The sequence below is a fragment of the Microbacterium sp. GXS0129 genome, from assembly GCF_044769785.1.
Lineage (GTDB): Bacteria > Actinomycetota > Actinomycetes > Actinomycetales > Microbacteriaceae > Microbacterium > Microbacterium nymphoidis.
This window is the reverse complement of record NZ_JBIZVZ010000001.1, coordinates 581,976-604,079: the sequence shown is the minus strand read 5'-3', so window position 1 is coordinate 604,079 and position 22,104 is coordinate 581,976. Positions and strand designations below refer to the sequence as shown.

General features: G+C 68.8%; 22 protein-coding genes and 1 tRNA gene. 10 read left to right on the top strand and 13 right to left on the bottom strand.

Features of this window, described 5'->3' with window-relative positions; genetic code table 11:
- The first annotated feature begins 25 nt into the window (after positions 1-25).
- The 3 genes from ACIQJ5_RS02635 (at position 26) to ACIQJ5_RS02625 (ending at position 2,301) form a co-directional block, all read left to right on the top strand.
- A complete protein-coding gene (locus ACIQJ5_RS02635; RefSeq protein ID WP_402840628.1) occupies positions 26-568 on the top strand; it encodes a Chromate resistance protein ChrB in 543 nt (180 codons plus the stop codon).
- A gap of 70 nt (positions 569-638) precedes the next feature.
- Positions 639-1,346 (top strand): MgtC/SapB family protein, encoded by a 708-nt coding sequence (locus ACIQJ5_RS02630; protein ID WP_402840624.1) that lies wholly within the window; start codon positions 639-641, stop codon positions 1,344-1,346.
- A gap of 64 nt (positions 1,347-1,410) precedes the next feature.
- Positions 1,411-2,301 (top strand): hypothetical protein, encoded by an 891-nt coding sequence (locus ACIQJ5_RS02625; protein WP_402840620.1) that lies wholly within the window; start codon positions 1,411-1,413, stop codon positions 2,299-2,301.
- A gap of 268 nt (positions 2,302-2,569) precedes the next feature.
- Here the strand turns inward: ACIQJ5_RS02625 and ACIQJ5_RS02620 are convergent, their stop codons facing one another.
- Positions 2,570-4,363, bottom strand: coding sequence for a DUF2207 family protein (locus ACIQJ5_RS02620; RefSeq protein WP_402840618.1), 1,794 nt, complete (start codon positions 4,361-4,363; stop codon positions 2,570-2,572).
- A 66-nt stretch (positions 4,364-4,429) separates the two neighbouring features.
- Here ACIQJ5_RS02620 and ACIQJ5_RS02615 point away from each other — a divergent pair, with 66 nt between their 5' ends.
- Complete coding sequence (locus ACIQJ5_RS02615; RefSeq protein ID WP_231090579.1) at positions 4,430-4,867, top strand: MarR family winged helix-turn-helix transcriptional regulator; 438 nt, start codon at positions 4,430-4,432, stop codon at positions 4,865-4,867.
- A 3-nt stretch (positions 4,868-4,870) separates the two neighbouring features.
- On the opposite strand, the gene ACIQJ5_RS02610 is transcribed toward ACIQJ5_RS02615, so the two are convergent.
- Positions 4,871-5,872 carry a DUF2804 domain-containing protein gene (locus ACIQJ5_RS02610; protein ID WP_231090580.1) on the bottom strand — a complete coding sequence of 334 codons (1,002 nt, stop codon included), beginning with the start codon at positions 5,870-5,872 and terminating at the stop codon, positions 4,871-4,873.
- A 103-nt stretch (positions 5,873-5,975) separates the two neighbouring features.
- On the opposite strand from ACIQJ5_RS02610, the gene ACIQJ5_RS02605 reads away from it, so the two are divergent.
- Complete coding sequence (locus tag ACIQJ5_RS02605; RefSeq protein ID WP_231090581.1) at positions 5,976-7,598, top strand: flotillin family protein; 1,623 nt, start codon at positions 5,976-5,978, stop codon at positions 7,596-7,598.
- Positions 7,599-7,686: 88 nt separating this feature from the next.
- Here ACIQJ5_RS02605 and ACIQJ5_RS02600 read toward each other — a convergent pair whose 3' ends face one another.
- From ACIQJ5_RS02600 to ACIQJ5_RS02590, 3 genes are all read right to left on the bottom strand, one after another.
- A complete protein-coding gene (locus ACIQJ5_RS02600; RefSeq protein ID WP_402840613.1) occupies positions 7,687-8,421 on the bottom strand; it encodes an ABC transporter permease in 735 nt (244 codons plus the stop codon).
- Positions 8,418-9,191, bottom strand: coding sequence for an ABC transporter ATP-binding protein (locus ACIQJ5_RS02595; RefSeq protein ID WP_402840610.1), 774 nt, complete (start codon positions 9,189-9,191; stop codon positions 8,418-8,420). Before ACIQJ5_RS02595 ends, ACIQJ5_RS02600 begins: the two co-directional genes overlap by 4 nt.
- Before the next feature lie 148 nt (positions 9,192-9,339).
- Positions 9,340-10,827: an L-serine ammonia-lyase, iron-sulfur-dependent, subunit alpha gene (locus ACIQJ5_RS02590; RefSeq protein ID WP_231090584.1), complete on the bottom strand. Its 1,488-nt coding sequence runs from the start codon at positions 10,825-10,827 to the stop codon at positions 9,340-9,342.
- An 83-nt stretch (positions 10,828-10,910) separates the two neighbouring features.
- Here ACIQJ5_RS02590 and pgi point away from each other — a divergent pair, with 83 nt between their 5' ends.
- Positions 10,911-12,593 carry a glucose-6-phosphate isomerase gene (pgi, locus tag ACIQJ5_RS02585; protein WP_231090585.1) on the top strand — a complete coding sequence of 561 codons (1,683 nt, stop codon included), beginning with the start codon at positions 10,911-10,913 and terminating at the stop codon, positions 12,591-12,593.
- Positions 12,594-12,659: 66 nt separating this feature from the next.
- Here the strand turns inward: pgi and ACIQJ5_RS02580 are convergent, their stop codons facing one another.
- Positions 12,660-14,030 (bottom strand): MFS transporter, encoded by a 1,371-nt coding sequence (locus ACIQJ5_RS02580; protein WP_402840606.1) that lies wholly within the window; start codon positions 14,028-14,030, stop codon positions 12,660-12,662.
- A gap of 68 nt (positions 14,031-14,098) precedes the next feature.
- Between ACIQJ5_RS02580 and ACIQJ5_RS02575 the strand changes: the two genes are divergently transcribed.
- Complete coding sequence (locus ACIQJ5_RS02575) at positions 14,099-14,749, top strand: TetR/AcrR family transcriptional regulator (protein ID WP_231090587.1); 651 nt, start codon at positions 14,099-14,101, stop codon at positions 14,747-14,749.
- Positions 14,750-14,833: 84 nt separating this feature from the next.
- On the opposite strand, the gene ACIQJ5_RS02570 is transcribed toward ACIQJ5_RS02575, so the two are convergent.
- Both ACIQJ5_RS02570 and ACIQJ5_RS02565 read right to left on the bottom strand, forming a co-directional pair.
- A tRNA-Arg gene (locus tag ACIQJ5_RS02570) sits at positions 14,834-14,906 on the bottom strand.
- Positions 14,907-15,022: 116 nt separating this feature from the next.
- Positions 15,023-15,619: an asparagine synthase gene (locus tag ACIQJ5_RS02565; RefSeq protein ID WP_402840603.1), complete on the bottom strand. Its 597-nt coding sequence runs from the start codon at positions 15,617-15,619 to the stop codon at positions 15,023-15,025.
- Between the two features lie 183 nt (positions 15,620-15,802).
- Here ACIQJ5_RS02565 and ACIQJ5_RS02560 point away from each other — a divergent pair, with 183 nt between their 5' ends.
- Complete coding sequence (locus tag ACIQJ5_RS02560) at positions 15,803-16,642, top strand: SDR family NAD(P)-dependent oxidoreductase (protein WP_402840600.1); 840 nt, start codon at positions 15,803-15,805, stop codon at positions 16,640-16,642.
- A 1-nt stretch (position 16,643) separates the two neighbouring features.
- Here the strand turns inward: ACIQJ5_RS02560 and ACIQJ5_RS02555 are convergent, their stop codons facing one another.
- Entirely contained in the window at positions 16,644-17,576 is a 933-nt protein-coding gene (locus tag ACIQJ5_RS02555; RefSeq protein WP_402840597.1) for a phosphotransferase, read from the bottom strand.
- Between the two features lie 3 nt (positions 17,577-17,579).
- Entirely contained in the window at positions 17,580-18,023 is a 444-nt protein-coding gene (locus tag ACIQJ5_RS02550; protein WP_402840594.1) for a YdeI/OmpD-associated family protein, read from the bottom strand.
- A 65-nt stretch (positions 18,024-18,088) separates the two neighbouring features.
- Between ACIQJ5_RS02550 and ACIQJ5_RS02545 the strand changes: the two genes are divergently transcribed.
- Complete coding sequence (locus tag ACIQJ5_RS02545; RefSeq protein WP_402840592.1) at positions 18,089-19,159, top strand: threonine aldolase family protein; 1,071 nt, start codon at positions 18,089-18,091, stop codon at positions 19,157-19,159.
- Between the two features lie 54 nt (positions 19,160-19,213).
- On the opposite strand, the gene ACIQJ5_RS02540 is transcribed toward ACIQJ5_RS02545, so the two are convergent.
- The 3 genes from ACIQJ5_RS02540 to ACIQJ5_RS02530 all read right to left on the bottom strand — a co-directional run bounded on the left by ACIQJ5_RS02540 (position 19,214) and on the right by ACIQJ5_RS02530 (position 21,181).
- The gene (locus ACIQJ5_RS02540; protein WP_231090593.1) at positions 19,214-19,462 is read right to left on the bottom strand and encodes a hypothetical protein; all 249 of its coding nucleotides are present in this window, start codon (positions 19,460-19,462) and stop codon (positions 19,214-19,216) included.
- Between the two features lie 132 nt (positions 19,463-19,594).
- Positions 19,595-20,209 carry an NUDIX hydrolase family protein gene (locus tag ACIQJ5_RS02535; protein WP_231090594.1) on the bottom strand — a complete coding sequence of 205 codons (615 nt, stop codon included), beginning with the start codon at positions 20,207-20,209 and terminating at the stop codon, positions 19,595-19,597.
- Between the two features lie 183 nt (positions 20,210-20,392).
- Entirely contained in the window at positions 20,393-21,181 is a 789-nt protein-coding gene (locus ACIQJ5_RS02530; protein WP_231090595.1) for a DUF3800 domain-containing protein, read from the bottom strand.
- 103 nt (positions 21,182-21,284) lie between these two features.
- Between ACIQJ5_RS02530 and ACIQJ5_RS02525 the strand changes: the two genes are divergently transcribed.
- On the top strand, positions 21,285-21,914 hold the full coding sequence (locus ACIQJ5_RS02525) for an alpha/beta hydrolase (protein WP_231090596.1): 630 nt from the start codon (positions 21,285-21,287) through the stop codon (positions 21,912-21,914).
- Positions 21,915-22,104 lie beyond the last annotated feature (190 nt).

The window sequence follows — 22,104 nt, the reverse complement described above, 5'->3', positions numbered from 1 at the left end:
GTGACGAACCTGCTAGCGTCGAGGGATGCAGCATGAGGTGGCCTGGCTGTTCGCTCTCGTCCAGATTCCCGCCGAGCCCTCGCGTCATCGCGTGGCGGTGTGGCGGGAGCTGAAGCGCGCCGGCGCCGTCACGATCGCCCAGGGGACGTGGGCTCTGCCCGACGCCTCGCGGTCACGCGCCGCCCTGGATCGCGCCGGCGAGCTGGCATCGGAGGGCGGCGGACACGTCGCCGTGTTCGCCGTCGACGCACAGAACGAGGCGGCCCGTACCGTCGTCGCCGAGCTGTACCGAGACGCCCGCGTCGAGGAATGGCGCGAGTTCGACGCCGACTGCGGGAAGTTCGAGGCCGAGATCGCCTCGGAGATCGCGAAGGAGAAGTTCACCTTCGCGGAACTCGAAGAGGAGGAGCAGAGTCTGGATCGACTGCGCCGCTGGTACCGCGACCTGAAGCGCCGCGATGTGCTGGGGCTCGCGGAGGCCGAAGCGTCCGCGGAGCACCTGCGCGCATGCGAGCGCGCGCTGGAGCGCTTCGCGGACCTCGTGTACGCGGCAGATCGCACGGCCTGACTCGTACCCCACGCCCGGACATCCGGACCACGAGATAGACTTAGTCGTCACTAAGTTATATGGTCGCGGGATGGAGATCTCGTGGATCACGGAACACACGCTGACGGAGCTCGCCCTCCTCGCGCTGGCATTCGTGCTCTCGGCTGCCATCGGGCTGGAGCGGCACCGCAAGCTGAAGAGCGCGGGGCTTCGCACACACACCCTGGTGGGGCTCGGATCAGCCGTGTTCACGCTCGTGAGCGCCTACGGATTCCACAACATCACCGAGGCCGGCGCCGTCGCCGACCCGTCGCGCATTGCGGCACAGATCGTGTCGGGCATCGGCTTCCTCGGCGCCGGCGTGATCTTCGTTCGCAAGGCCACTGTGTCCGGCCTCACGACGGCGGCCTCGATCTGGGCGACGGCAGCGGTCGGCATGGCCTGCGGCGCCGGCGAGCCGCTCCTGGCGATCATCGCGACGCTCCTTCAGCTCCTCGCGGTCACCCTTCTCGGTCGCCTCGGTCACCGCATCCGTGGCGAACAGCCGCACACCACGCTGCGCCTGCGGTACAAGCCGGGGTTCGGATCGTTGCGGACGGCCCTCATCCTCGCAGCCGAACGCGGGATGCCGGCCACCGTACTGTCCGCCGACACCCTTCACCGACAGGACAAGCCCGCCCAGTTCGTCGCACTCGTGCAGCTGGAACGTCCGCGCTCACGCGTCGGGGCCCTGCTTGGCGAGATCTCCGACATCCCCGGGGTGAAAGCCGTCGACATCGAGGACGAGGACGAGGGCTGACCGCTTCGGTGCGCATCGGGCCGGACGATAGCATCACAGCTCCAGGACTGCGCGAGGAGATGCGATGGACTACTCGGAGAAGGTTTACGAGAGCCACTTTCGAGCGGATATCGAGAAGGAGAGCCCGGCCGCGTGTGACATCGAGCCGATCGATCAGGTCCTCGAAGCCGTGCTCGGCTATGACCTCGGCGCGCAATTGCCGGCCCAGCACCCGTTGTGGCGTCGCATCGGTGTGATGCCCGGCGCAGGTCGAAACATCCAGCGCGCTCCCGGCGTCCGCGCCAGCGACCCGCTCACAGCAACGCCGAGGAACGCGTTCTTCCAGTTCAAGGGACCTCGCTTGATGCACGGGGCGAACGCACGATGGCGGACTCACTTCGGCGGGGACTATCTGCGGTTCACCGTCGACCGGAGGTTCTCTCCCGGTCGGCGCAGCCGCAAGGTCGCCTCACAGCATCAGACGCTGTGCGAACTTGAGCGCACGAGCGGATGGTCTGCAACCGTCCGGTACGCCGCATCCACGGCGAAGACCTATGCCGAGCTGGTTGACGCCCGGAACCGTGCGCGCACGGTCACCGAATCCATCTTCGTCCCGCCATCTGCGTTCGAGCCCGACCATCTCCACTGCTCCTACACGTCACCGCACAATGCCCGGCTCAACCCTGACCCGGACGATCTCACAGACACCAGCTGGGCATCGGTCACGAATGAGCTGATCACCGAGACGACACCGCTCACCTTCGCCGAGCAGGTGCACGGGCTCCGCGCAGCCCTGGATGAGTATGTGCCTTCATCCCCTGAGCCGCTGGCTTACCTCATCGATGAACTGCGTGCGCAGGGTGTGGGCGATGAAGCCGTCGACACCATCACCACGACGCTGGCCGTTCAGGATGCCCTCCTGCGCTTCGACATCGCATGGTTCGTTGCGTCGACTCGGGAGTCCGTCCGCTCGTGAGTTGTCCAACACATTCCCAGCAAATAAATCACAAAGAGATAACGGCGTGTCCTTCCCTTCCGTTATCTCTCCGTTATAGAGTTCACGACAGGTAGTTGTTTTGCTGTGGCAGCTGCCGACATGTGATTGCAGGACACTCTTGGTGCAAGGGACGAGGGCCGATCGGAAATCTCCGATCGGCCCTCACTCTTGCTGTCCTCACCTGGTGGGAGATGAAAAACGCAGCCCCGACCGGCGCGGGAGCGGCGTTTTCCATCTTTGAGCAGGGCTACACGCCGCCACCACCGCCGCCGCCCGAGCCCCCACCGCTGAAGCCTCCACCGCTGGAGCCTCCCGATGATGACGAACTGGACGAACTCGCCAGCGCACTGCTGATCCCACCGTTGATGCCACCGATGCTGCTGGAGAACGAGCTCCCGTTGAAGGCACCGGAGCCGGCGTACCAGTAGGGCACGACCTGGGCGCTCTCGTAGTACACCGTGATCTGTTGTGCCCAGGCCTTCTCCTGCCCGAACACCACCGCATACGGCAGCAGCGGCTCGTACAGCCGCAGCACCTGGCGGGGATCACGCACGTCGACGGGCGCGACACGCTCGGCGCCCTGCGGTGACTGCAGCATGCGGATGCGATCCGCTTCCGCCCACTCGATGAACTGCTGGAGCCCGGCGAGGTGATCGCGCAGTTCGGCTCCGGGTGAGGACAGCGGGCGCTTGGCCACCAGCACGCCGATCACCACGACGATGATCCCCGCCGCCACCGCGATCGCGGTACCGATGGTCACTCCCCCGCTGTGGCGGGCGATGAGGATGCTCGCCACGAAGCTCGCGACCGCCAGCACGACGGCCAGCAGGACCGGCATCACCCGCACCCACCCCGGCACGGGGCGGCGCAGTCCGCGTTCGACCTGCTCACGGTCGGCCGCTTTGAGGATCGTCGTCACGGCGCGGGCCAGCGCAGGATCCTGCTTCGCGAACGTGTACTCCTCGCCGATCCGCGGGTTCTCGCCGAAGATGCCGCGCAGCAGCGCGCGGCCATCGGCGTCGCCCGCCAGATCCGGACGCACGAGCCGGATGGTCAGGCCCCGACGCCCGCTGTCGAGGATCTGAATGGATCCGCGCACAGCCTGTTCGAGCACCTCCGCCGCGGTGCCCTTGTCCTTCTTGCCGAGCAGTACGGCGGCCCCGAGCGCGTCGACACCCGGCGGCGGGGTGTACTGCGGGATGACGGTCGGGTGCCCCGGCTCATCCTTCAGCCGCGTGCGACGGAGACCGATCGCCCAGCCCAGCATCGCCAGGACGCCGGCGCTCAGGCCCAGCTGGACGGGGCCGGCCGGGGTTGCGAAGTAGCTGGTGTCATACGGGGTGAAGGTACCCGGCTCGAACGCGACAGCGATGCTCATGTTGCCGCCGGCCCCGAGGCCGGCGGCGGACGCGATGATCGTGCCGTCCTCACCCCGGGAGATGTCGCAGCGGTCCCGGGAGCCCTGCACGCCCTGGTAGCAGGCCATGTCACCGGTGAGCGCGTCTGCGATCTCCGGGTCGACGCGAAGGGTTGCCGTCACTACCCCGAACGGCTGCGCCCAGCCGGTGCCGTTGACGTCGCGGTAGAACTCATCGACGTCGGTGTCCGCGAAGTACTTCGCCACGTTGTGCGAGGTGTAGGTGATCACGTAGGTCTGCGAGCCATGCACGTAGTCGTCGGCGGCGATCGTGACCGCGAGAAAACCGTCGGTCTCCTCCGTCTCGTAGGAGCGGGGGACGCCGGATTCATCCGTGACGGACTCGACGTCGATGCTGGTCGGCACGCCCTTGTAGTCGAGCGGGATCATGCGGCGGATGCCGCGGTTCTGGTCGGTCTGCGGAAACTCCGCTACGAGCGTCTCCACCGTACGCAGCTCGCTGGCACCAACATCGTCACGGGAGAGGGTCATGTCCGCCGACATGCTGCTGAACGTGAAGTCGTCGACCCCGGTGGGAGCGGCCGACGCAGGCGACGCGGATCCGAGCACCCCCAGTGCCAGGAGGACGAGCAGGAGCAACGGCCGAACAAGCGCGTTTCGCATGCGGCCAGGCTACGTCACGCCCCGGCCGGGCACCGTGCGGGCACGGCGTCCCGGTAACCTGGACAGATGAACAACCGCAGGCTGGCGATGGAGGCATGGGAGAGCCTTTTCCGGGCGCAGCATCGCGTGTTCGAGGAAATCAGCCGCGACTTCGATGGAAGCCAGCTGTCGCAGCAGGAGTACGACGTGCTGCTCACCGTGGTCCGCTCCCCCGATATGACCGCGCGCCTGCGCGACATCACCGCCCGCTCCCTGATCTCGCAGCCGAGCGTGTCGCGCCTCGTCGACCGCATGGCCGCACGGGGGCTCGTCACCAAGCGCACGGACCCGGATGACGGGCGCGGCTCGCTCATCACCGCGACAGCCGAGGGAGAGCGGCGGTTCCGTGTGCTCGGCACCCGGCATGGAACCTCCATCGCCGAGCGCATGTCGGTGCTGACGCCCGAGGAGCAGCAGGTGCTGCTCGCCCTCACCACGAAGCTGCGCACCGCCACCGGCGACTGAGCCTCACCAGCGGTTGTGCACGTCCTCGGCCCAGCCCAGCACGTCATCGAAGCGCACGACCTCGTCGCCCGTGTCGACGCTCCCGCTCCAGTGACCGAAACACTGATCGGTACGTGAGGCCAGCAGTCCCAGGTTCGTCCGCGAGCGCTTGTCGTGGAATGGCACGAACACTGCCTGGAAGCCGCCACCGCTGACCCGCCAGGGGCGCAGGTAGTCGCTCGGGTCGTAGTCCCACGCCAGCTGCTCACCGATCTTGTGCAGACGCGTGTCGAGCAGCACGGAGTTCTCGGTCGCCCCGGTGCCGTCCGTCCACTGACCGCCCACCTGGATGCCGATCACACGGCCATCGGCGAGCCGACCGGACCCGGCGCCCCAGTTCCAGCGCACATCGTGCGGCCATCGCCCGCGGCCGTGGTCCAGGACCGCCCACGACTCTCCGGCCGGCACCGGGGATTCCGCGCCGCGCACGGTCAGTGTTCCCGACGCCGGTCTCGCCACGTCCTTCACGGTGTACTGGAATCGCTTCTCACTCCACGGGACCACCACCGCCAGGCGCTCGTGGCCCGGCGGGCGTTCCGCGATCACGTCGAACGACGCGTCCGGGATGGCCGCGCGCAGGCGGGTGCCACCCGGGACCTCCTCGATCTCGATCGACAGTGAGCGGGAACGGGCGCGAGCAGGGCCGCCTTCCAGGTTGGCGGGGAGAGTGGCGGAGCGCCCGCCGAGGCCGGTGGCGCCCCGGCCGATCGACTCGCCGGTGCCCCGGTCGAACACCCACACCTCGTGCACCGCGGCGAAGTCCAGCGAGGACACCGTCAGCGCGAGCAGGTGCGTCGGGGTGGTGATGCCCCAGTACTCCCACCGCTTGTTGCGGCCCCACGAACGCCGTCCGTCGATGCCGGACGTATCCACGACCGGCTGACGCGCCCAGCCCCGCGCGGCCGGATTGAGCCCGCCGTCAGCGCCGACGAGGGGCACGCTCTGCGTCAGCTCCCGTTCGATCATGCGCACCATCCTGGCACGCAGGGTCCTTTGGCCCACCCGTCGCCATCTGGAATAGTCGAAGGTGACGCATCGGCAACAGGGCCGGTCGAAGGGGGAGGAATCCATGGAGGTAGCCGCAGGAATCGGCATCCTGATCGTGGTCGGTGTGGCCGTCGTCGCACTCGTCGTGATCGCTCTCATCGTGCTGCTGTTCGCCCGCAGCTGGATCAAGGTCGCCCGCGCCGACGAGGCGCTGGTCATCTCGGGTCGCAAGCAGAAGGTCCAGATCACCGTCGCCGCTCGCGGAGCGGACGGACAGGTCGTCCCGCAGTCGCAGATCGAGGAGTCGCCGGTCACCGTCATCGTGAACGGGAAGTCCCTGGTCAACCCGATCACGCAGCGGCACGAGATCATCTCGCTGCGCTCGCGCCAGGTGCTCCTCAACGCCGAGGCCCAGTCGCTGGACAACGTGACCCTGAACGTCGACGGCGTCGCCATCGTGAAGATCGGCTCCGACCCGCTGTTCGTGCGTCGGGCGGCCGAGCGATTCGCCTCGCAGGACAAGGCCATCGAGCAGTTCACCACCGAGCAGCTGGAAGGCGCCCTGCGTGGCATCGTCGCCACGCTCTCGGTCGTGGAGCTCATGCGGGAGCGGAAGAAGTTCTCCGACCAGATCGCGCTCGAAGTGTCCCAGGAGCTCGCCGAGCAGGGCCTGATCCTGGACTCCTTCCAGATCAAGGGCATCACCGACAAGGTGGGCTACATCCAGTCCCTCGGAGCTCCGGAGATCCAGGCCAAGCGCCAGTCCGCGATGATCGCGCAGACGAACGCCGACCGCGCGATCAACCAGAAGAACATCGCCAACAACGAGGCGAACCTCATCGAGCAGACCGCGCTGGACAAGAACACCGCCAATGCATCGGCCGAGATCGGCCGCGCCCGGGCTCAGGCGGAACAGGCCGAGCAGCTAGCTCGCGCCCAGGCGGAGCAGGCCGTGCTGCAGCAGCAGGCCGAGAACAAGCAGGCTCAGCTCGACGCCGACATCAAGCGCGTCGCGGATGCGCAGAAGTACGAGGCGGAGACCCGGGCTCAGGCCGATCTCTACGCCCGTGAGAAGGCCGCAGAGGCCGCCGCGATCGAGCAGGTCAAGCAGGCCGAGGCTCGCACCCGCATCGCTGAGCAGCAGGCCGAGGCGGACAAGGCGCGCGCGGCCGGTGAGGCCGCCGCGGCCGAGGCCCAGGCCACCGGTGCCGCCAACGCCCTGCGCGCCCAGGCCGATGCCGAGGCTGCCGCTCGCCGCCTGCGGGCAGCGGCCGAGGCGGAGGCCATCCGCATCGAAGGTGAGGCGCGCGCCGCGGCCGTGCAGGCGGAAGCCGAGGCCATCGCGTCCAACCAGGACGCGTTCCTGTCGCAGCGTGTGCTCGAGGTGCTTCCCTCGATCATGGCGGAGTTCGCGAAGGGCTACGCGGCGATCGGCAACGTGTCGATCGTGGGCGGATCCAGCGAGGAAGGCGCATCACGCCTGGTCGGCGCCGACAGCGCCACCGCGCTTCGCAGCGTGTTCGACAGCGTGAGCGCGGCGACCGGGCTCGACCTCGCCAGCATCATCCAGGGACAGGCCGTCGGCCGTGGCATCGGCGAGGGGGTGGCGCAAGCCGCCAAGCCCGCCGCGAAGCCGGGCGAGAAGCTCGGTGACGCCGCCGAAGCCGCGATCAACGCTGCCAAGGCGGCAGCTGCCGAGGACTGAGCCCCCGCACGCGGCGCCCGTCCCCGGTCTGGGGCGGGCGCTGCGTCGTATGCGGCGTCGTCGGCGTCACACCGACGACGGTGGTGCGCTAGGACGTGCGCCGGCGCAGCGTGAGCGGCGCGAGCACGAGGAAGGCCACGGCGAAAGCCGTCACGATGAGCACCGGACGCCACAGGTCCCAGCCATCATCGCCCGCGGTCACCGCCTGCACCGCGTCGATCGCGTGGCTCAGTGGCAGCCAGTCGGAGATGGCATGCAGCACATCCGGCATCTGCTCACGCGGCATGAACAGGCCGCCGAGGATGATCTGCGGGAACACCAGCACCGGCATGAACTGCACCGCTTGGAACTCCGACTGCGCGAACGCGCTCGCCAGCAGCCCCAACGAGGTGCCCAGCAGCGCATCGACCACCGCCACGAGCCCTAACTGCCAGAGCTCGCCCGACACGGTGAGCCCGCACACGTACACGGCGAACGTGACGGTGACCGCGGCCTGCACCACGGCCAGAAGCCCGAATGCGAGTGCGTAGCCGAGCACGAAGTCCGCTCGGCCGAGCGGCGTGGTCATCAGCCGCTCCAGCGTTCCCGAGCGGCGTTCGCGCAGGGTGGTGATGGAGCTCACCAGGAACATCACGATGAACGGGAAGAGGGCGAGGATCGCTCCGCCGAAGGCATCGAACACGCCCGTGGTGTCGGTGAACAGCCAGGCGAACAGACCGACGAGCAGGCTCGGGGCCACCACCATCAGCGCGATCGAGCGCGGATCGTGGCGAAGCTGGGCGAGCACCCGCCCCGCGGTCGCGAACATCCGGCGTGGGTTCATGACGTCTCCCTCCGCTCGCGACGCAGATGCGGATGGGCGGCGGAGTCACGCGCGATGAGCTCAAGGAACGCCTGCTCCGGATCGGTACGGCCTGTGTCCGCCAGCAGGTCGGCGGGCGTGGTGTCGGCCACGAGCCGACCGTCGCGCATGAGCAGCAGGCGATCACAGCGCAGCGCCTCGTCCATGACGTGGCTCGACACCACGAGGGTGGTCCCGTGCTCCGCGATGGTGCGGAACATATCCCACAGCTCGGCACGCAGCACCGGATCAAGGCCCACCGTCGGCTCGTCGAGCACGATGAGCTCCGGCTCCCCCAGCAACGCCATGCCGAGGGAGACGCGATTGGCCTGTCCACCGCTGAGAGCGGCAACAGTATGCGACGCGTGCCTGGCGAGGCCGACCTGATCCATGACGCGGTCCACGTGATCCCGTCCCACGCCGAGCACGCGCGCGAAGTACGTGAGATTCTGCCGCACCGTCAGATCCGCGTACACGGCCGACCCCTGCGTTCCGTACGCCACGCGGTGTCGGAGGGCGGCCGATCCGGCGTCGTCGCCGAGCACCCGAACGGTGCCGCCTGCGATCCGCTGCACCCCAACGACCGCGCGCATCAGGGTGGTCTTGCCGCAGCCCGACGGACCGAGAAGGCCGGTGATCCGACCGCGGGGGATGCGAAGGGACAGCGCCTCGAACACCTCGTTTCGGCCGCGCCGCACTCGCAGGCCGTCGATCACGACAGCATCCTGCGCACTCGCGTCCGCACTGTTCATGGCATGAATTATGGACCCGGAAACGGCGAGGCGACAGGTGTCGGAACCACCACCCCCACGTCCTGAAACGAGGACATTTCCGCCGAACGAGGATCAGAACACAGATGTGGGCCCGCCGTGGACGATATCTCCTCGATTCAGCGCAGGTTCAGCACTCGATGACGTTCACGGCGAGGCCACCCTCGCTGGTCTCCTTGTACTTCGTCGACATGTCGATGCCGGTCTGGCGCATCGTCTCCACCACCATGTCGAGCGACACGAAGTGGTTGCCATCGCCGCGCAGGGCGAGTCGTGCTGCGGTCACCGCGGTGGACGCGGCGATGGCGTTGCGCTCAATGCACGGGATCTGCACGAGTCCGCCCACCGGATCGCAGGTAAGACCGAGGTGGTGCTCCATCGCGATCTCCGCGGCGTTCTCGATCTGGCGGTTCGTGCCGCCCATGACGGCGGTGAGGCCACCGGCCGCCATCGCGCATGCGGAGCCGACCTCCGCCTGGCATCCGCCCTCGGCTCCGGAGATCGACGCGTTCGCCTTGAAGAGGGACCCGAGCGCCGTCGCGGTGAGGAGGAACCGGCGGATGCCACGGCGGCGGTTGGCCTCCGCGATGGCCTCCTCGTCGCCGTCGGGGAGATCGGCAGGTTCGCCACCGAAGCCGAGCAGGGCGCTGCCCACCAGTTCCCCATAGGGCGTCACGGCGTTGCCACGACCGAGACCGGAATCAGCCAGGAACCGCCACCAGTACATCGCGACGGCGGGAAGGATGCCGGCGGCGCCGTTGGTAGGTGCCGTGACCACTCGGCCGCCGGCCGCGTTCTCCTCGTTGACCGCGAGTGCGAAGGCGCCCAGCCATTCTCCGGGAAGCTCGCGATGCCCGTCGGATTCCACGTTCTCCAGCTGTTCCCGGATGGTGGAGGCCCGGCGCTTCACCCCGAGGATTCCGGGCAGCACGCCGCCGGTGTGCAGGCCCGCGTCCACGCACGAGCTCATCGCGTCCCAGATGGCGTCGAGTCCTGCCGCCACCTCCGCCTCGCCGTGCAGCGATTCCTCGTTGAGACGGGCGAGCTCGGCGATGGTGAGCCCGTGCTCGTCGCACAGCTCCAGCAGGGTGGCGGCGTCGGAGTACGCGAAGGGGAAGGCTGTGGCGGCCACCTCGGTGCTCTCGCCGTCACGACGGATGAACCCGCCGCCCACCGAGTAGTACGTCTCCTGGGTGAGGATGCTCCCGGCCTCGTCGAAGGCGCGCAGGGTCATGGCGTTCGGGTGCCCGGGCAGGCGCGTGCGCGCCTCGAAGGTGATGTCCTCCTTGCGGAACGGCACCGCGTGGATTCCCGCGAGCATCAGCGGCTCACCCTCCGGATAGTGCGACCATGCCTCGCGCACAGCGGCGGGATCCACGCTCTCCGGCTCCTGACCGCGCAGTCCTGCCACGACGGCGTCGGGGGTGCCGTGGCCGAGTCCGGTGGCGCCGAGGGACCCGTACAGCGAGCACGTGACGCGCCGGGTACGCACCAGGACGTCGGAGGCGGCCAGCCGGCGGGCGAAATCGACGCCCGCGCGCATGGGTCCGACGGTGTGGGAGCTGGAGGGTCCCACACCGATGGAGAACAGATCAAATGCGGACACGTATGCGCTCACCAGACCAGCGTAATCCCGGCGCGAAGACGAAGCGCCTGCCACACCACGCCCGGATCGGGGCAGACGGCACTACCGTGGATGGCGTGACCACTCCCATCGATGCAACCGCCACTTCTGCCTGGGCCGAGCTCTCCGCCGCGCGCGACGGATTCTCCCCCGATCTGCGCGCCTGGTTCGCGCAGGATCCGGGACGTGTGCAGCGGCTGAGCTTCGAGCTCGCCGACCTGCACGTCGACCTGTCGAAGAACCTCGTCACGGACGAGATCCTCGCCTCCCTCGTGAAGCTCGCCGAGGAGACGGGCGTCGCCGGACGCTTCGCCGCCATGCTCGAGGGCTCGCACATCAACACCACGGAGGACCGGGCCGTCCTGCACACGGCCCTGCGCCGACCCGCGGGCGCGACCCCGGCGCTGATCGTCGACGGCCAGGACGTCGACGCGGACGTGCACGCCGTCCTGGACGCCATGCGCGTGTTCGCCAATCGGGTCCGCTCGGGCGAGTGGACGGGCGTCACCGGGAAGAAGGTGACCCACGTCGTCAACATCGGCATCGGCGGCTCCGACCTCGGCCCCGTCATGGTGTACGAGGCGCTGCAGCCCTATGCCACCGCGGGCATCCAGGCCCGGTTCGTGTCGAACATCGATCCCACCGACATCGCCCTGAAGACCGCGGATCTCGATCCCGAGACCACGCTGTTCATCGTGGCGTCGAAGACGTTCACCACCCTGGAGACCCTCACCAACGCCCGCCTCGCGCGCGATTGGCTGTGGGAGAGGCTCGCCGCCGCCGGCGCGATCGACGGCTCCGATTCCGCGAAGCAGGATGCCGTCGCGCATCACTTCGTCGCCGTCTCCACCGCGCTCGACAAGGTGGCGGCCTTCGGCATCGACCCCGCCAACGCGTTCGGGTTCTGGGACTGGGTGGGCGGGCGCTATTCGGTGGACTCCGCCATCGGCCTGTCGCTGAACATCGCGCTCGGCCCCGACGCGTTCGCCGATCTGCTCGCCGGCTTCCACGCCGTCGACGAGCACGTGCGCACCACGCCGATCGAGAGCAACGTGCCCGTCCTCATGGGCCTGCTGAACGTCTGGTACACCAACTTCCTCGACGCGCAGACGCACGCCGTGCTCCCCTACGCGCAGCTCCTGCACCGATTCCCGGCGTACCTGCAGCAGCTCACCATGGAATCCAACGGCAAGTCGGTGCGCTGGGACGGGTCTGCTGTCACGACCGCCACCGGCGAGGTCTTCTGGGGTGAGCCCGGCACCAATGGCCAGCACGCCTTCTACCAGCTGATCCACCAGGGCACGCGGCTCATCCCCGCCGACTTCATCGCCGTGGTCAACCCCGGCTACCCGCTGCAGGACGACGGCCGCGACGTGCACGGGCTGTTCCTCGCCAACTTCCTGGCCCAGACCAAGGCGCTGGCCTTCGGGAAGACGGCCGAGGAGGTCGAGGCCGAGGGGACGACGGGTGCGCTGGTGGCTGCGCGCACCTTCGCCGGCAACCGTCCGACCACCTCGATCATCGCGCCCGCGCTCACCCCCGCGGTGCTCGGCCAGCTGATCGCGCTCTACGAGCACATCACCTTCACCGAGGGCACCATCTGGGGCATCAACTCCTTCGACCAGTGGGGTGTGGAGCTCGGCAAGCAGCTGGCGCTGCAGATCGCCCCCGCCATCGAGGGCGACGCCGACGCCATCGCCGCACAGGACGCCTCGACACAGGCGCTGCTGGCGTACTACCACGCGCACCGCAACGACTGACACACGAGGGCTGTCGACAGCGCCGCTCGGAGACTCTCCGGGCGGCGCTGCCGTTCGTCCGGAGATTCACGCGCGCCGGATCAGCGCGCCGAGCAGGGCAGCGACCAGACTGGCGACGGCAGCGAGCAGGAACAGTGCGCGCAGGCCCGCCTCGTCCACGGCGGAGGTCGCGAGGATCGCCCCTGTCACCGGAATGCCCACCGCGGAGCCGACGGTGCGGAGCACACCGTTCAGACCCGCGGCGGCTGCCACCTCGTCCCGCGGGGCGATGCGTGTGACGAGGTCGGACGCCGCGGCGAAACCGGCACCGTTGCCGAACCCGATCAGCGCGAATCCGATCACCACGGCGGCGAGGGACGACGGCCAGAGCGCCGCCAGAGTGCTGCCCGCGAGCATCACGACCAGGGCGAGGGAGACCACCACGCCTCCCGGCACACGGGAGATGAGCGCGGGCGCAAGGCGTCCACCCACGAACACCAGCACCGCGCTCGGGAGCATCGCGATGCCCGCCGCGGTCACCGACATGCCGTGCCCGATCCCGGCGGGCGATTCGAGCAGGATCGGGAGTGCGACGTAGAACAGGTAGGGCACAAACCCCAGGAACACCGTCACGAGGCTGACGAGGGCCAGCCGCACATCGGCCAACGAACGGACATCGACGACCGGCACGGCGGTGCGCCGCTCGACCAGCACCAGGCCCGCGAACCCGGCAGCCGCGGCGGCGAACAGGCCGATCGCCGCCGGCGACGCCCATCCCCAGGTCGATCCCTGGGAGATCGCCAGAAGGAGCGCGGCGAGTCCGGCGGCAAGCAGCGCTGCCCCGGCGAGATCCAGCCGGCCCACCCTGCGACCGTGACCGCGCGGCACCCACCGGGCGACCGCGGCAAGACTCGCCAGCGCCATCATCGCGCCGAATCCGAACAGTCCCCGCCAGCCGACCACATCGGTGAGGATGCCGCCGATCACCAGTGCGGATCCGGCACCGAGCCCGAGCATGCCGCTGAGCCAGCCGATGGCCGCCGCTCGTCGCTCAGCCGGCAGCTGCACTCGCACGATGGCCAGGGCGAGCGGGAATGACGCCGTCGCGGCGCCCTGCACCACGCGGGCTACGAGCAGCACGGCGAACGACGGGGCGAAGAAGGCCAGGACGCTGCCGACGGCGAACAGAGCCAAGGTCACCAGGAGCAGACGTCGATGCCCGTGCAGATCGCCGAGGGCGCCCAGGATCGGAGCGGTGACCGCTCCTGCCAGCAGATAGACGGTGAGGATCCAGCCCGCGGCGCCCGGTTGGGCTTCGAACGAGTGAGCGAGTTCTGGCAGCGCCGGAACGAGGAGGGTCTGCATCAGCGAGAAGCCGAGGACCGCGAGCGCGAGCGCGAACACGACCGGACCCGACCGTACCTCCGCCTGCTCGATGGTTCGCACGGGTGCTGTCATGATCGTCTCCTAATCGGAACGGAATAGTTCGTTCCGATTAAACACCCGACGATCGGTATCGTGTCAACATGACCTTCGATTCACCCCGCGGGGCTCCGCTGCGCGGCAGGGCCGCCGAGGCGCGCAGCAACGACGACGCCGTCCTGAACGCCGCGCGCGAGGTGTTCGTCGAGCGCGGCTTCGATGCGCCGATGTCGGCGATCGCGGAGCGCGCCGGCGTGGGTGTCGCCACCATCTACCGTCGCTACCCCAGCAAGGACGCGCTCACGCTCGATCTCCGCCTGCGCGCACTGCACCAGGTCACACAGATCGCCCAGGACGCCTTGTCGGCACGAGCGCCGTCTGTCGTGCGAGCCTTCCTGGAGCGCCACCTGCGTGAGGCGGCGAGCCCGCTCGCCACCACGTTCGGCCGGCATGTGCTGCGAAACCCCGACGTCGACGCCGCCGCAGAAGAGCTGCGGGAAGCGCTCGAGGAGCTGATCGCGGTGGATCGGGAACGCGGAATCGTCCCCGCCGACTTCGGCCCGGGCGAGCTGATGATCGCGATCACCCATTTGCGCCCCAGCATCCCCACCGATCGTGAGCGCGCGATCCAGCTGCATCTCCGCCAGCTGGATGTGTACCTTCTGGGCCTGCGGCACAGCGTCGAGCACCCCGAGCTGATTCGCGGGGAGACGATGACCTGGACCGAGTGGGTGTCGTTCAACAGTGCCGACTGATCTCCGCACTCGCCTCCGCCACGGCGAAACGACGAAGACCCCCGGCTCTCACCGGAGGTCTTCGTCTACTGTCTCAACACAGTGTGCGCCCGAAGGGACTCGAACCCCTAACCTTCTGATCCGTAGTCAGATGCTCTATCCATTGAGCTACGGGCGCATTTTCGGCTTCTGCACTTTCGCGCGGCGGCCGTAGATCAGCCTAACGCACTCTGTCGCGGAGCGCGAATCGGCCGGGACCGCCCGGGCGCGTCGAGCCCGCGTTCTCCGAGCGGATCAGGACTTCCCCTTCGCGGCCTTGCGCTCGGCTTTCTCGGCCTTCTCCGCCTTCTTCCGGGCGCGAACCTGCGACTCCAGAGCCTGTAGATCCACCAGCCGCAGGGCCTGCATCCGGGCGTCGCGCATCTTGGCGTAGTCGGGGTCGGCGTCCGGGCGCATGCTCTCGGCGCGCAATCGGCGATCCAGGTTGGATGAGACATCGCCCCAGGCGGCCTCGCGCCCCTCCTCCACGAGCTCATGCACCTGCTCGTCATCGGCGGCGAGCTGGCGCAGACGCACGGCGACGCCCGCGGACTGCTTGCGGCGGCGGCGCAGGTTCTTGACGTCCCGATCGCGGTAGTCGTGGGTGCCATCGGACTGCGAGTACTTGCCCCACGCCTTGCGCCCCTGCCGCTTCAGCCGGTTGGCGGCATCTTCGGCCTCGTCGGCCAGATCGTTGAGGATCTCGCGCGCAACCTGCATGAAGTGATCGGACTCGAACGCGGCATCACCCGCGATCGTGTCCACCAGAATCTGATTCTTCAGCGACAGCCGGCCGGCTGCCAGTGCAATGGACATGCCCTCGGCGATCGCTTCATTGAGCTTCGCTCCCACCGGGCCTCCCCTGTCGTCCACGTTTCTGCGTCATCGCAGCCCGGGCCGCACGACACCGGTCTTCTCAGCGTAGTCGCCCACGCCCGACACGCCCGCCTTTCCGCACCGGCTCCGGACAGCCGCCGCGCGCTCACGGCAGAATCGAGAGGTCCGGCGCCGGTGCCGGACGAGTCGGAGGTCAGCATGGCGAAACTGGACGTGACGGGCAACCTCACGGTCATCACGGGCGCCGCGAGCGGAATGGGTGCACAGGTGGCGCGTGGCCTCGCGGCGCGCGGTGCACGACTGGCCCTGCTCGATCGCGACACCGAGGGGCTGGCCCGCCTGTCGGCGGAGCTGCCGGCCGGCATGGTCACCACCCACACCGTGGACCTCGTCGATGACGATGCGGTGGCTGAGGCCGCCGGCGAGATCGAGCGCACACAGGGGGCCGTCCAGGCCCTCGTCACCTGTGCCGGATCGTCGATGCTCGGCACCCTCGACCAGCTCACGATGGCGGAGATGCGCTGGCTCATGGATGTGAACCTCTGGGGCACCGTCTCGATCACGAAAGCCCTGCTCCCCGCACTGCGACGCTCCCCTGCCGCCCATATCACGCACCTGGCCTCGATCTACGCTCTCGGCGCCCCCGCCGGCCGTATCCCGTACGCGATGAGCAAGTACGCGGTGCGCGGGTTCACCGAAGCTCTGCGGCACGAGCTGGAGGGATCCACCGTCAGCGTGGGGGCGATCTATCCGGCCGGAGTGAAGACCGGAATCATCCTGCACGGCCGGTACGCGGCCGCGATCGACCCCGCCATCGCTGCCCGGGCGGCCGCGGCCCAGGCTCACATGTACGAGACCGAGCCGGAGGAGGCCGCGCAGATCATCATCCGCGCCACGATCGAGCGACGCGCTCGCACCATGATCGGACGCAAGGCGTATCTGGTGGACTGGATCACCCGTGCCATGCCGGTGCGGTACTGGAACCTCATGCGCGGCCCCCTGCGCGAGGCGACCGACACCACCACCCCGATCCGCTGAATCACAGCGCGGACGTGGCGAGACGATCCAGCGTCGAGCGACCAAGAGCCGCCATGACGGGATTGCTGGACTCGTAGTACCAGACCAGTCCGATCGCCTGCACCAGCGCCCATCCCGCACCGCGCGCCCACTCGTCCGGCGACGATCCGAGTCCCGTCCTCATCCGCTCCCGCATCGCGGGATCGAAGAGGTGCCAGGCGATGACGAGATCCAGGGCCGGGTCGGCGGCTGATGCGTCTCCGGTGTCGAGCAGCCCCACCAGGCGCCCGTCCCGCACGAGCACGTTGCCTGGGACCAGGTCGGTGTGACTGAGGCTCCGTCCCGCTGGGGCGGGAAGGTCTCGGAGCCGCGACCACAGTGCGCCGATCGCGGCGGTGTCGATCATGCCGACGCTGCGGCGGAGGCACTCCTGCACCCACTCGTCGAACGGCGCGAGGACATCGCCGCGCCCGTAGCCGCGAAACGCCTCGCCGGCCACGTCCACATCCCGCAGCGTCGCGAGCAGATCGATGAGGTCATCCGCCAGGTCGCGTGCGTCCCGGAAGGCGCGAGGATCGACCACGTCACCGTCCACCCAGCTCTGTGCCGTCCATACCAGCGGATACCCTTCCCCCGCATCGCCGATCAGCAGCGGTTCCGGGACGGCCACCGGACACACCTGCAGGAAGCGCGCGGACCGACGCGCCTCACGCTCGAGCGCGGTGCGGTGCGCCACCGGCTCGTCCGGCTGCAGCGCGAAGCGCGCGGCGATCGTACGTCCCACGCGGAAGATCGCGTTGACGGTCCCCTGCGATCGGATGGCCGTGACCGGTCGGCCCGCCCACTCCGGTCGCGCCGTCGCGACGAGCCGTTCGACCTGCTCGGCATCGATCGCCAGCTGATCGGTGTGCATCCGCGGCGGGCCCGTCGCGCCGTCGCGCTCCTCGTCCGGCATCCGTCAACCGCCGAGCTTCGCGATCACGGCCTCGATGCGCCGCTGCCGGGTCTCGGGCTTCTTCGCGTCGACGACGGCGCGCGCGTGTTCCTTGCGGAAGGTGAATGCGAGGGCATCGAAGGCCGGGCGCAGCCCGGCGGCATCCAGCGCGGCGGCGAGGTCATCCGGCACGTCGACCGTGCGTTCCGCGGTGTCGTGGGTGAGCGTGACCGTGATCTCATCGCCGGCCCCGAGCCCCGTTGCGGCGCGCTTGTCCGACGAGAACGGAATGAGGAACTGGCCGCCCATCGGGGTGATCGTGGAGCGGTACTCGAAACCGTTGACCGAGACGATCACCGGCACCCGCTTGCCCACACCCCACTCGTCGAGCACCTGCGCGGACACGCGGATCGCGGTGTTGCGACCATCCACGGAATACAGCTCGCTCTCGAACGTCGTCGTCTTCATGACGGGAGCCTACGACGGGCTGGGACCGCGTGCTCGCAGGCGGAGCGAGGTTCTAGGCTGGGAAGGTGACCACGATCCACGACGTCAACCTCCGCGGCTTCGCCTCCGACAACTACTCCGGCATCCACCCCGAGGTGATGACAGCTATTGCAGCCGCCAACGACGGCCACCAGGTGGCCTACGGCGAGGACGTGTACAGCGCCCGGCTGGCCGAGGTGTTCCGCGGTCACTTCGGTGAGGGCGTGGAGAGCTTCCCGGTGTTCAACGGCACCGGTGCGAACGTGGTGGGACTGCAGTCGATGCTCCCCCGCTGGGGCGCCGTGGTCTGCGCGCAGAGCGCTCACATCAACGTCGACGAGGGCGGCGCACCGGAGAAGGTCGGCGGCATCAAGCTGTGGACGGTACCCACTGAGGACGGCAAGCTCACGCCCGAGCTGATCGACATCGAGGCCCGCGGATGGGGCGACGAGCACCGCGCGCAGCCGCTCGTGGTCTCCCTCACCCAGTCCACCGAGCTGGGCACCCTGTACTCGGTCGAGGAGATCCGCGCCATCGCCGATCACGTCCACTCCCTCGGCATGCACCTGCACATGGACGGCTCACGCATCGCCAACGCCGCCGCGGCGCTGGATCTTCCGCTTCGCGCTTTCACGCGGGACGCGGGCGTGGACGTACTGAGCGTCGGCGGCACGAAGAACGGTGCCATGGTCGCGGAGGCGATCGTCGTGCTGAACCCCGAGGCGTCCGAGGGCCTGACCTATCTCCGCAAGACCAACATGCAGCTCGCCTCGAAGATGCGCTTCGTCTCGGCACAGCTCATCGCGCTCTACGAGGGCGACCTGTACCTGCGCAACGCACGCCACTCCAACGCCATGGCGGCGCGACTGCGTGGTGCCATCGACAGCCGCATCGCCGCAGGCGAGATCACCGGGGTGGAGTTCACGCAGCCGACGCAGGCCAACGGACTCTTCCTCACGCTGCCGGCCGGCGTCGCCGACCGCCTCCGCGAGACGTTCCGCTTCTACGACTGGGACGAGGCGCGCCGCGAGGTGCGGTGGGTGTGCAGCTTCGACACCGCGGAGTCCGATGTCGACTCACTGGTGGAGCTGCTCGCCGCGGAGACCGCCGCACGCTGAGCGCCCTCGGCGTCCGAGGACGACACCGCTCTCGGACGCTGGGGCGTCGCCGGCTCACGTGTCGGGGTTCGAGGGACCGCAGTGGTCCTCGTTGATCCCGCCCCAATTACCGTGCACCAGACAGTCCTGGCCCCGATCCGGCTGCGGGTCCTGGCGGGCCGGCATGTTGCTGTTGCCGTGGTCGCTGCCGTCCATCTGCTCGGCGTGCGGTGCCGCGAAGGCGGCTCCCGCGGTCATGGGCACGGCGGCAACGGCGACGACGGCGGCGAGCGCGAGCTTCACCGCAGTACGACGAATGATCATCACGACTCCGTTCACTTGCGTCCCGCGGGTGCGGGATCGAGCGAACGGTACGGCGCGAGGCCGCAGTTGTGCACTACGCAGGGCGGATGATCCGTACTCCCGCGGCGCGTCTGCGTAGTGCGGGCCCCAGCGTCAGCGCAGGGCACCCACCGAGGCGAGGGCCTGCCGCACCAGCGTGCCGCGACCGCCCTCCATCTCCGCCGCCAGCTCCGCGCTCTGCGCCTCCTCCGGTGTGAGCCAGGTGACCTCCAGCGCGTCCTGGCGCGGCTCGCACGTCCCGGTCACGGGTACGACGAACGCGAGCGAGACCGCGTGCTGACGGTCATCGTGGAACGCACTCACGCCGGGGATCGGGAAGTACTCCGCCACCGTGAAGGGCGTCGGCTGCGGCGGCAGCATCGGGAACGCCATCGGGCCGAGGTCGTTCTCGAGGTGGCGGAACAGGGCATCGCGCACCGTCTCGCCGTAGCGCACCCGGCCCGACACGATGGTGCGGGTGATCTCACCCATCGGCGTCGCGCGAAGCAGAATCCCGACATCGGTGACCGCGCCCGTCCCGTCCGTGCGCACCGGCACGGCCTCCACGTAGAGGATCGGCAGATGGCGGCGGGCCTCCAGCAGCTCGACGTCGCTCAGCCAGCCCGGGTTGGACCCGGGCACCCGCATCTGGTGGCCCATCCCGGTGAGACCCTCCAGGGGGTCGCGACCGTCGTCGGCGGGGTCGGGGTCAGGCGTGCGTACGGTCATGCTTCCTGTATACCCGACGCCCCGGTCGCGCAGGTGTCCGCGGGCTCCGGAAGGATGAGCGAGCGGTATCTCCTCGCGGCTGTGGAGGACTGCGTCGCCACCGACCGCATCGTGTTAGCATCTTCGCCTGTCGGGTCGTGTGATGCTCGCCAGGGTTGCCCGCGGTGCTGCCACCGCACTCCTTCAGTGGATCGGCCCCTGGGGGCTTCCCACGACCCGAATGCTGTTGCAGACGCTGCAGTCGCAGGGGTTCCACGGCAGCGCTCGCGCGAGTTCGTTGCTCGGCATGGACATGAACCCCAGCGGGACCGGGCAGCCCTCATCGCCGCGGCGGACCTGGTGCCAGATCGTGCGGATGTACTGCGGCTCCACCAGCCCGAACTCCCCCGGCCACAAGGCGGCTTTGAGAAAGCCGCCATACAGGTCCGCGGCCTGGCTTTCCAGATAGCGGTCGGCCGACACCCACCGCAGTCCTCGCTCGAGATCGTGCGGCACACGCCGATCGAGTCGCGCCTCACGCTGCAAGTACTCCTTGGTCGGAAGGTGATCATGCCCTCGCACGTGCCCGAATCGTGTGTGTATCCCCTCGGCATCGAGCCCTCGCGCTGCCCACATCACATTCGTGTACGTCATCTTGGCCACGTAGTTGTAGAACCGCTCCGTGTTGTACACGTAGCTGCCGCTCACGCGATCCTTCTGGCAGTACACGTACACGATGGTCACGCCCTCCACGGCGGCCAACGAGTTAGCCGCATACTGCCGACGGTGATGAGTCTTGAGATGGTTCTTCCACGACATGACGGTGCCGTCGGGGACACGGAACGTCTCACGCAGATGACGGATGACGGCCCTCAGCCTCGCGGCTGCCGCGTCGGACACGATCACCGCCGCCATCCCGAAGATCGGGCTCGTCTTCGGTTTGCCCGACTGCCCTCGATCGCCGGTCTCATCGATGTAGGCGTGCAGAATCACGATCCGAATGTACGGGCGCGGTACGCGACCGAAACGCCCCGGGGCGGATCTGGGGATAAGGGCCGTTCCTACAGGTGTCGGCGGGCTCTGGAAGGATGAGCACATGGGTGACGGACTGATGCTCGACGATGCAGCGGTGCGCTGGTCCCGGCCGCAGACCGACGCACCGGTGACGGTGCTCCTGCACGGCTACGGGTCCGACGAGAACGACCTCTTCGGCCTTGTGCCGCACCTCGCCGATGACGCGGTCTACGCGGCGGTGCGGGCACCCCTGGCACCGCGCTGGCCGTTGTCCGGCCATTCCTGGTACGACATCGATGAGCCCGGCACCCGGGATGCCGCCGGTATCACGCGGGCCGCGCGCGCCCTCCTCGACTGGCTCGATGCGCGTGGCCTGGACCGCGTGGGTCTGATCGGGTTCTCCCAGGGCGGCGCGGTGGCGCTGCAGACGCTGCGGCTCGCGCCCGAGCGCGTGCGCTTCGCGGTGAACCTGTCGGGATACGCCGCCGACGAAGAGCGCGAGGAGGATGCCCGGCTCACCGAGCTGCGCGTCCCGGTCTTCTGGGGTCGCGGCAGCATGGACGAGGTGATCCCCCGCGCCGCCATCGACTTCACGGCCGGTTGGCTTCCCGCCCACAGCGCGCTGTCCGGGCGGGTGTATCCGGGGCTCGGTCACACTGTGAGCGGCGAGGAACTGGAGGATCTCCGCCACTTCCTCGCCAAGCAGGCCTGACTCGCGACACGCCCGGATGCGAAATCTGAGCTCGTCGGGTATGGTGGACGACGTCCTGTCCCCGACGTGAGGATCCAGCGGTGATTGTTTCCGACGCTTCCGCGCTGTAAGCGCGCTGATCCGTCGACCACCCGCTCCTCTTTCCGGAGACGCCGTCACCGATCGGGACACCCGATCCGCGGCTTGTCGG

Bases quoted from the DNA above. Each gene is read 5' to 3' on its own strand.
- ACIQJ5_RS02610 (WP_231090580.1), bottom strand. From the start codon at position 5,872: ATGATCGAACGGGAGCTGACGCAGAGCGTGCCCCTCGTCGGCGCTGAC.
- ACIQJ5_RS02550 (WP_402840594.1), bottom strand. From the start codon at position 18,023: ATGAAGACGACGACGTTCGAGAGCGAGCTGTATTCCGTGGATGGTCGC.
- ACIQJ5_RS02535 (WP_231090594.1), bottom strand. From the start codon at position 20,209: ATGACCGTACGCACGCCTGACCCCGACCCCGCCGACGACGGTCGCGAC.
- ACIQJ5_RS02560 (WP_402840600.1), top strand. From the start codon at position 15,803: ATGGCGAAACTGGACGTGACGGGCAACCTCACGGTCATCACGGGCGCC.
- ACIQJ5_RS02605 (WP_231090581.1), top strand. From the start codon at position 5,976: ATGGAGGTAGCCGCAGGAATCGGCATCCTGATCGTGGTCGGTGTGGCC.
- ACIQJ5_RS02630 (WP_402840624.1), top strand. From the start codon at position 639: ATGGAGATCTCGTGGATCACGGAACACACGCTGACGGAGCTCGCCCTC.
- ACIQJ5_RS02635 (WP_402840628.1), top strand. From the start codon at position 26: ATGCAGCATGAGGTGGCCTGGCTGTTCGCTCTCGTCCAGATTCCCGCC.
- ACIQJ5_RS02620 (WP_402840618.1), bottom strand. From the start codon at position 4,363: ATGCGAAACGCGCTTGTTCGGCCGTTGCTCCTGCTCGTCCTCCTGGCA.
- ACIQJ5_RS02580 (WP_402840606.1), bottom strand. From the start codon at position 14,030: ATGACAGCACCCGTGCGAACCATCGAGCAGGCGGAGGTACGGTCGGGT.
- ACIQJ5_RS02625 (WP_402840620.1), top strand. From the start codon at position 1,411: ATGGACTACTCGGAGAAGGTTTACGAGAGCCACTTTCGAGCGGATATC.
- ACIQJ5_RS02595 (WP_402840610.1), bottom strand. From the start codon at position 9,191: ATGAACAGTGCGGACGCGAGTGCGCAGGATGCTGTCGTGATCGACGGC.
- ACIQJ5_RS02600 (WP_402840613.1), bottom strand. From the start codon at position 8,421: ATGAACCCACGCCGGATGTTCGCGACCGCGGGGCGGGTGCTCGCCCAG.
- ACIQJ5_RS02575 (WP_231090587.1), top strand. From the start codon at position 14,099: ATGACCTTCGATTCACCCCGCGGGGCTCCGCTGCGCGGCAGGGCCGCC.
- ACIQJ5_RS02555 (WP_402840597.1), bottom strand. From the start codon at position 17,576: ATGCCGGACGAGGAGCGCGACGGCGCGACGGGCCCGCCGCGGATGCAC.
- ACIQJ5_RS02615 (WP_231090579.1), top strand. From the start codon at position 4,430: ATGAACAACCGCAGGCTGGCGATGGAGGCATGGGAGAGCCTTTTCCGG.
- ACIQJ5_RS02540 (WP_231090593.1), bottom strand. From the start codon at position 19,462: ATGATCATTCGTCGTACTGCGGTGAAGCTCGCGCTCGCCGCCGTCGTC.
- ACIQJ5_RS02525 (WP_231090596.1), top strand. From the start codon at position 21,285: ATGGGTGACGGACTGATGCTCGACGATGCAGCGGTGCGCTGGTCCCGG.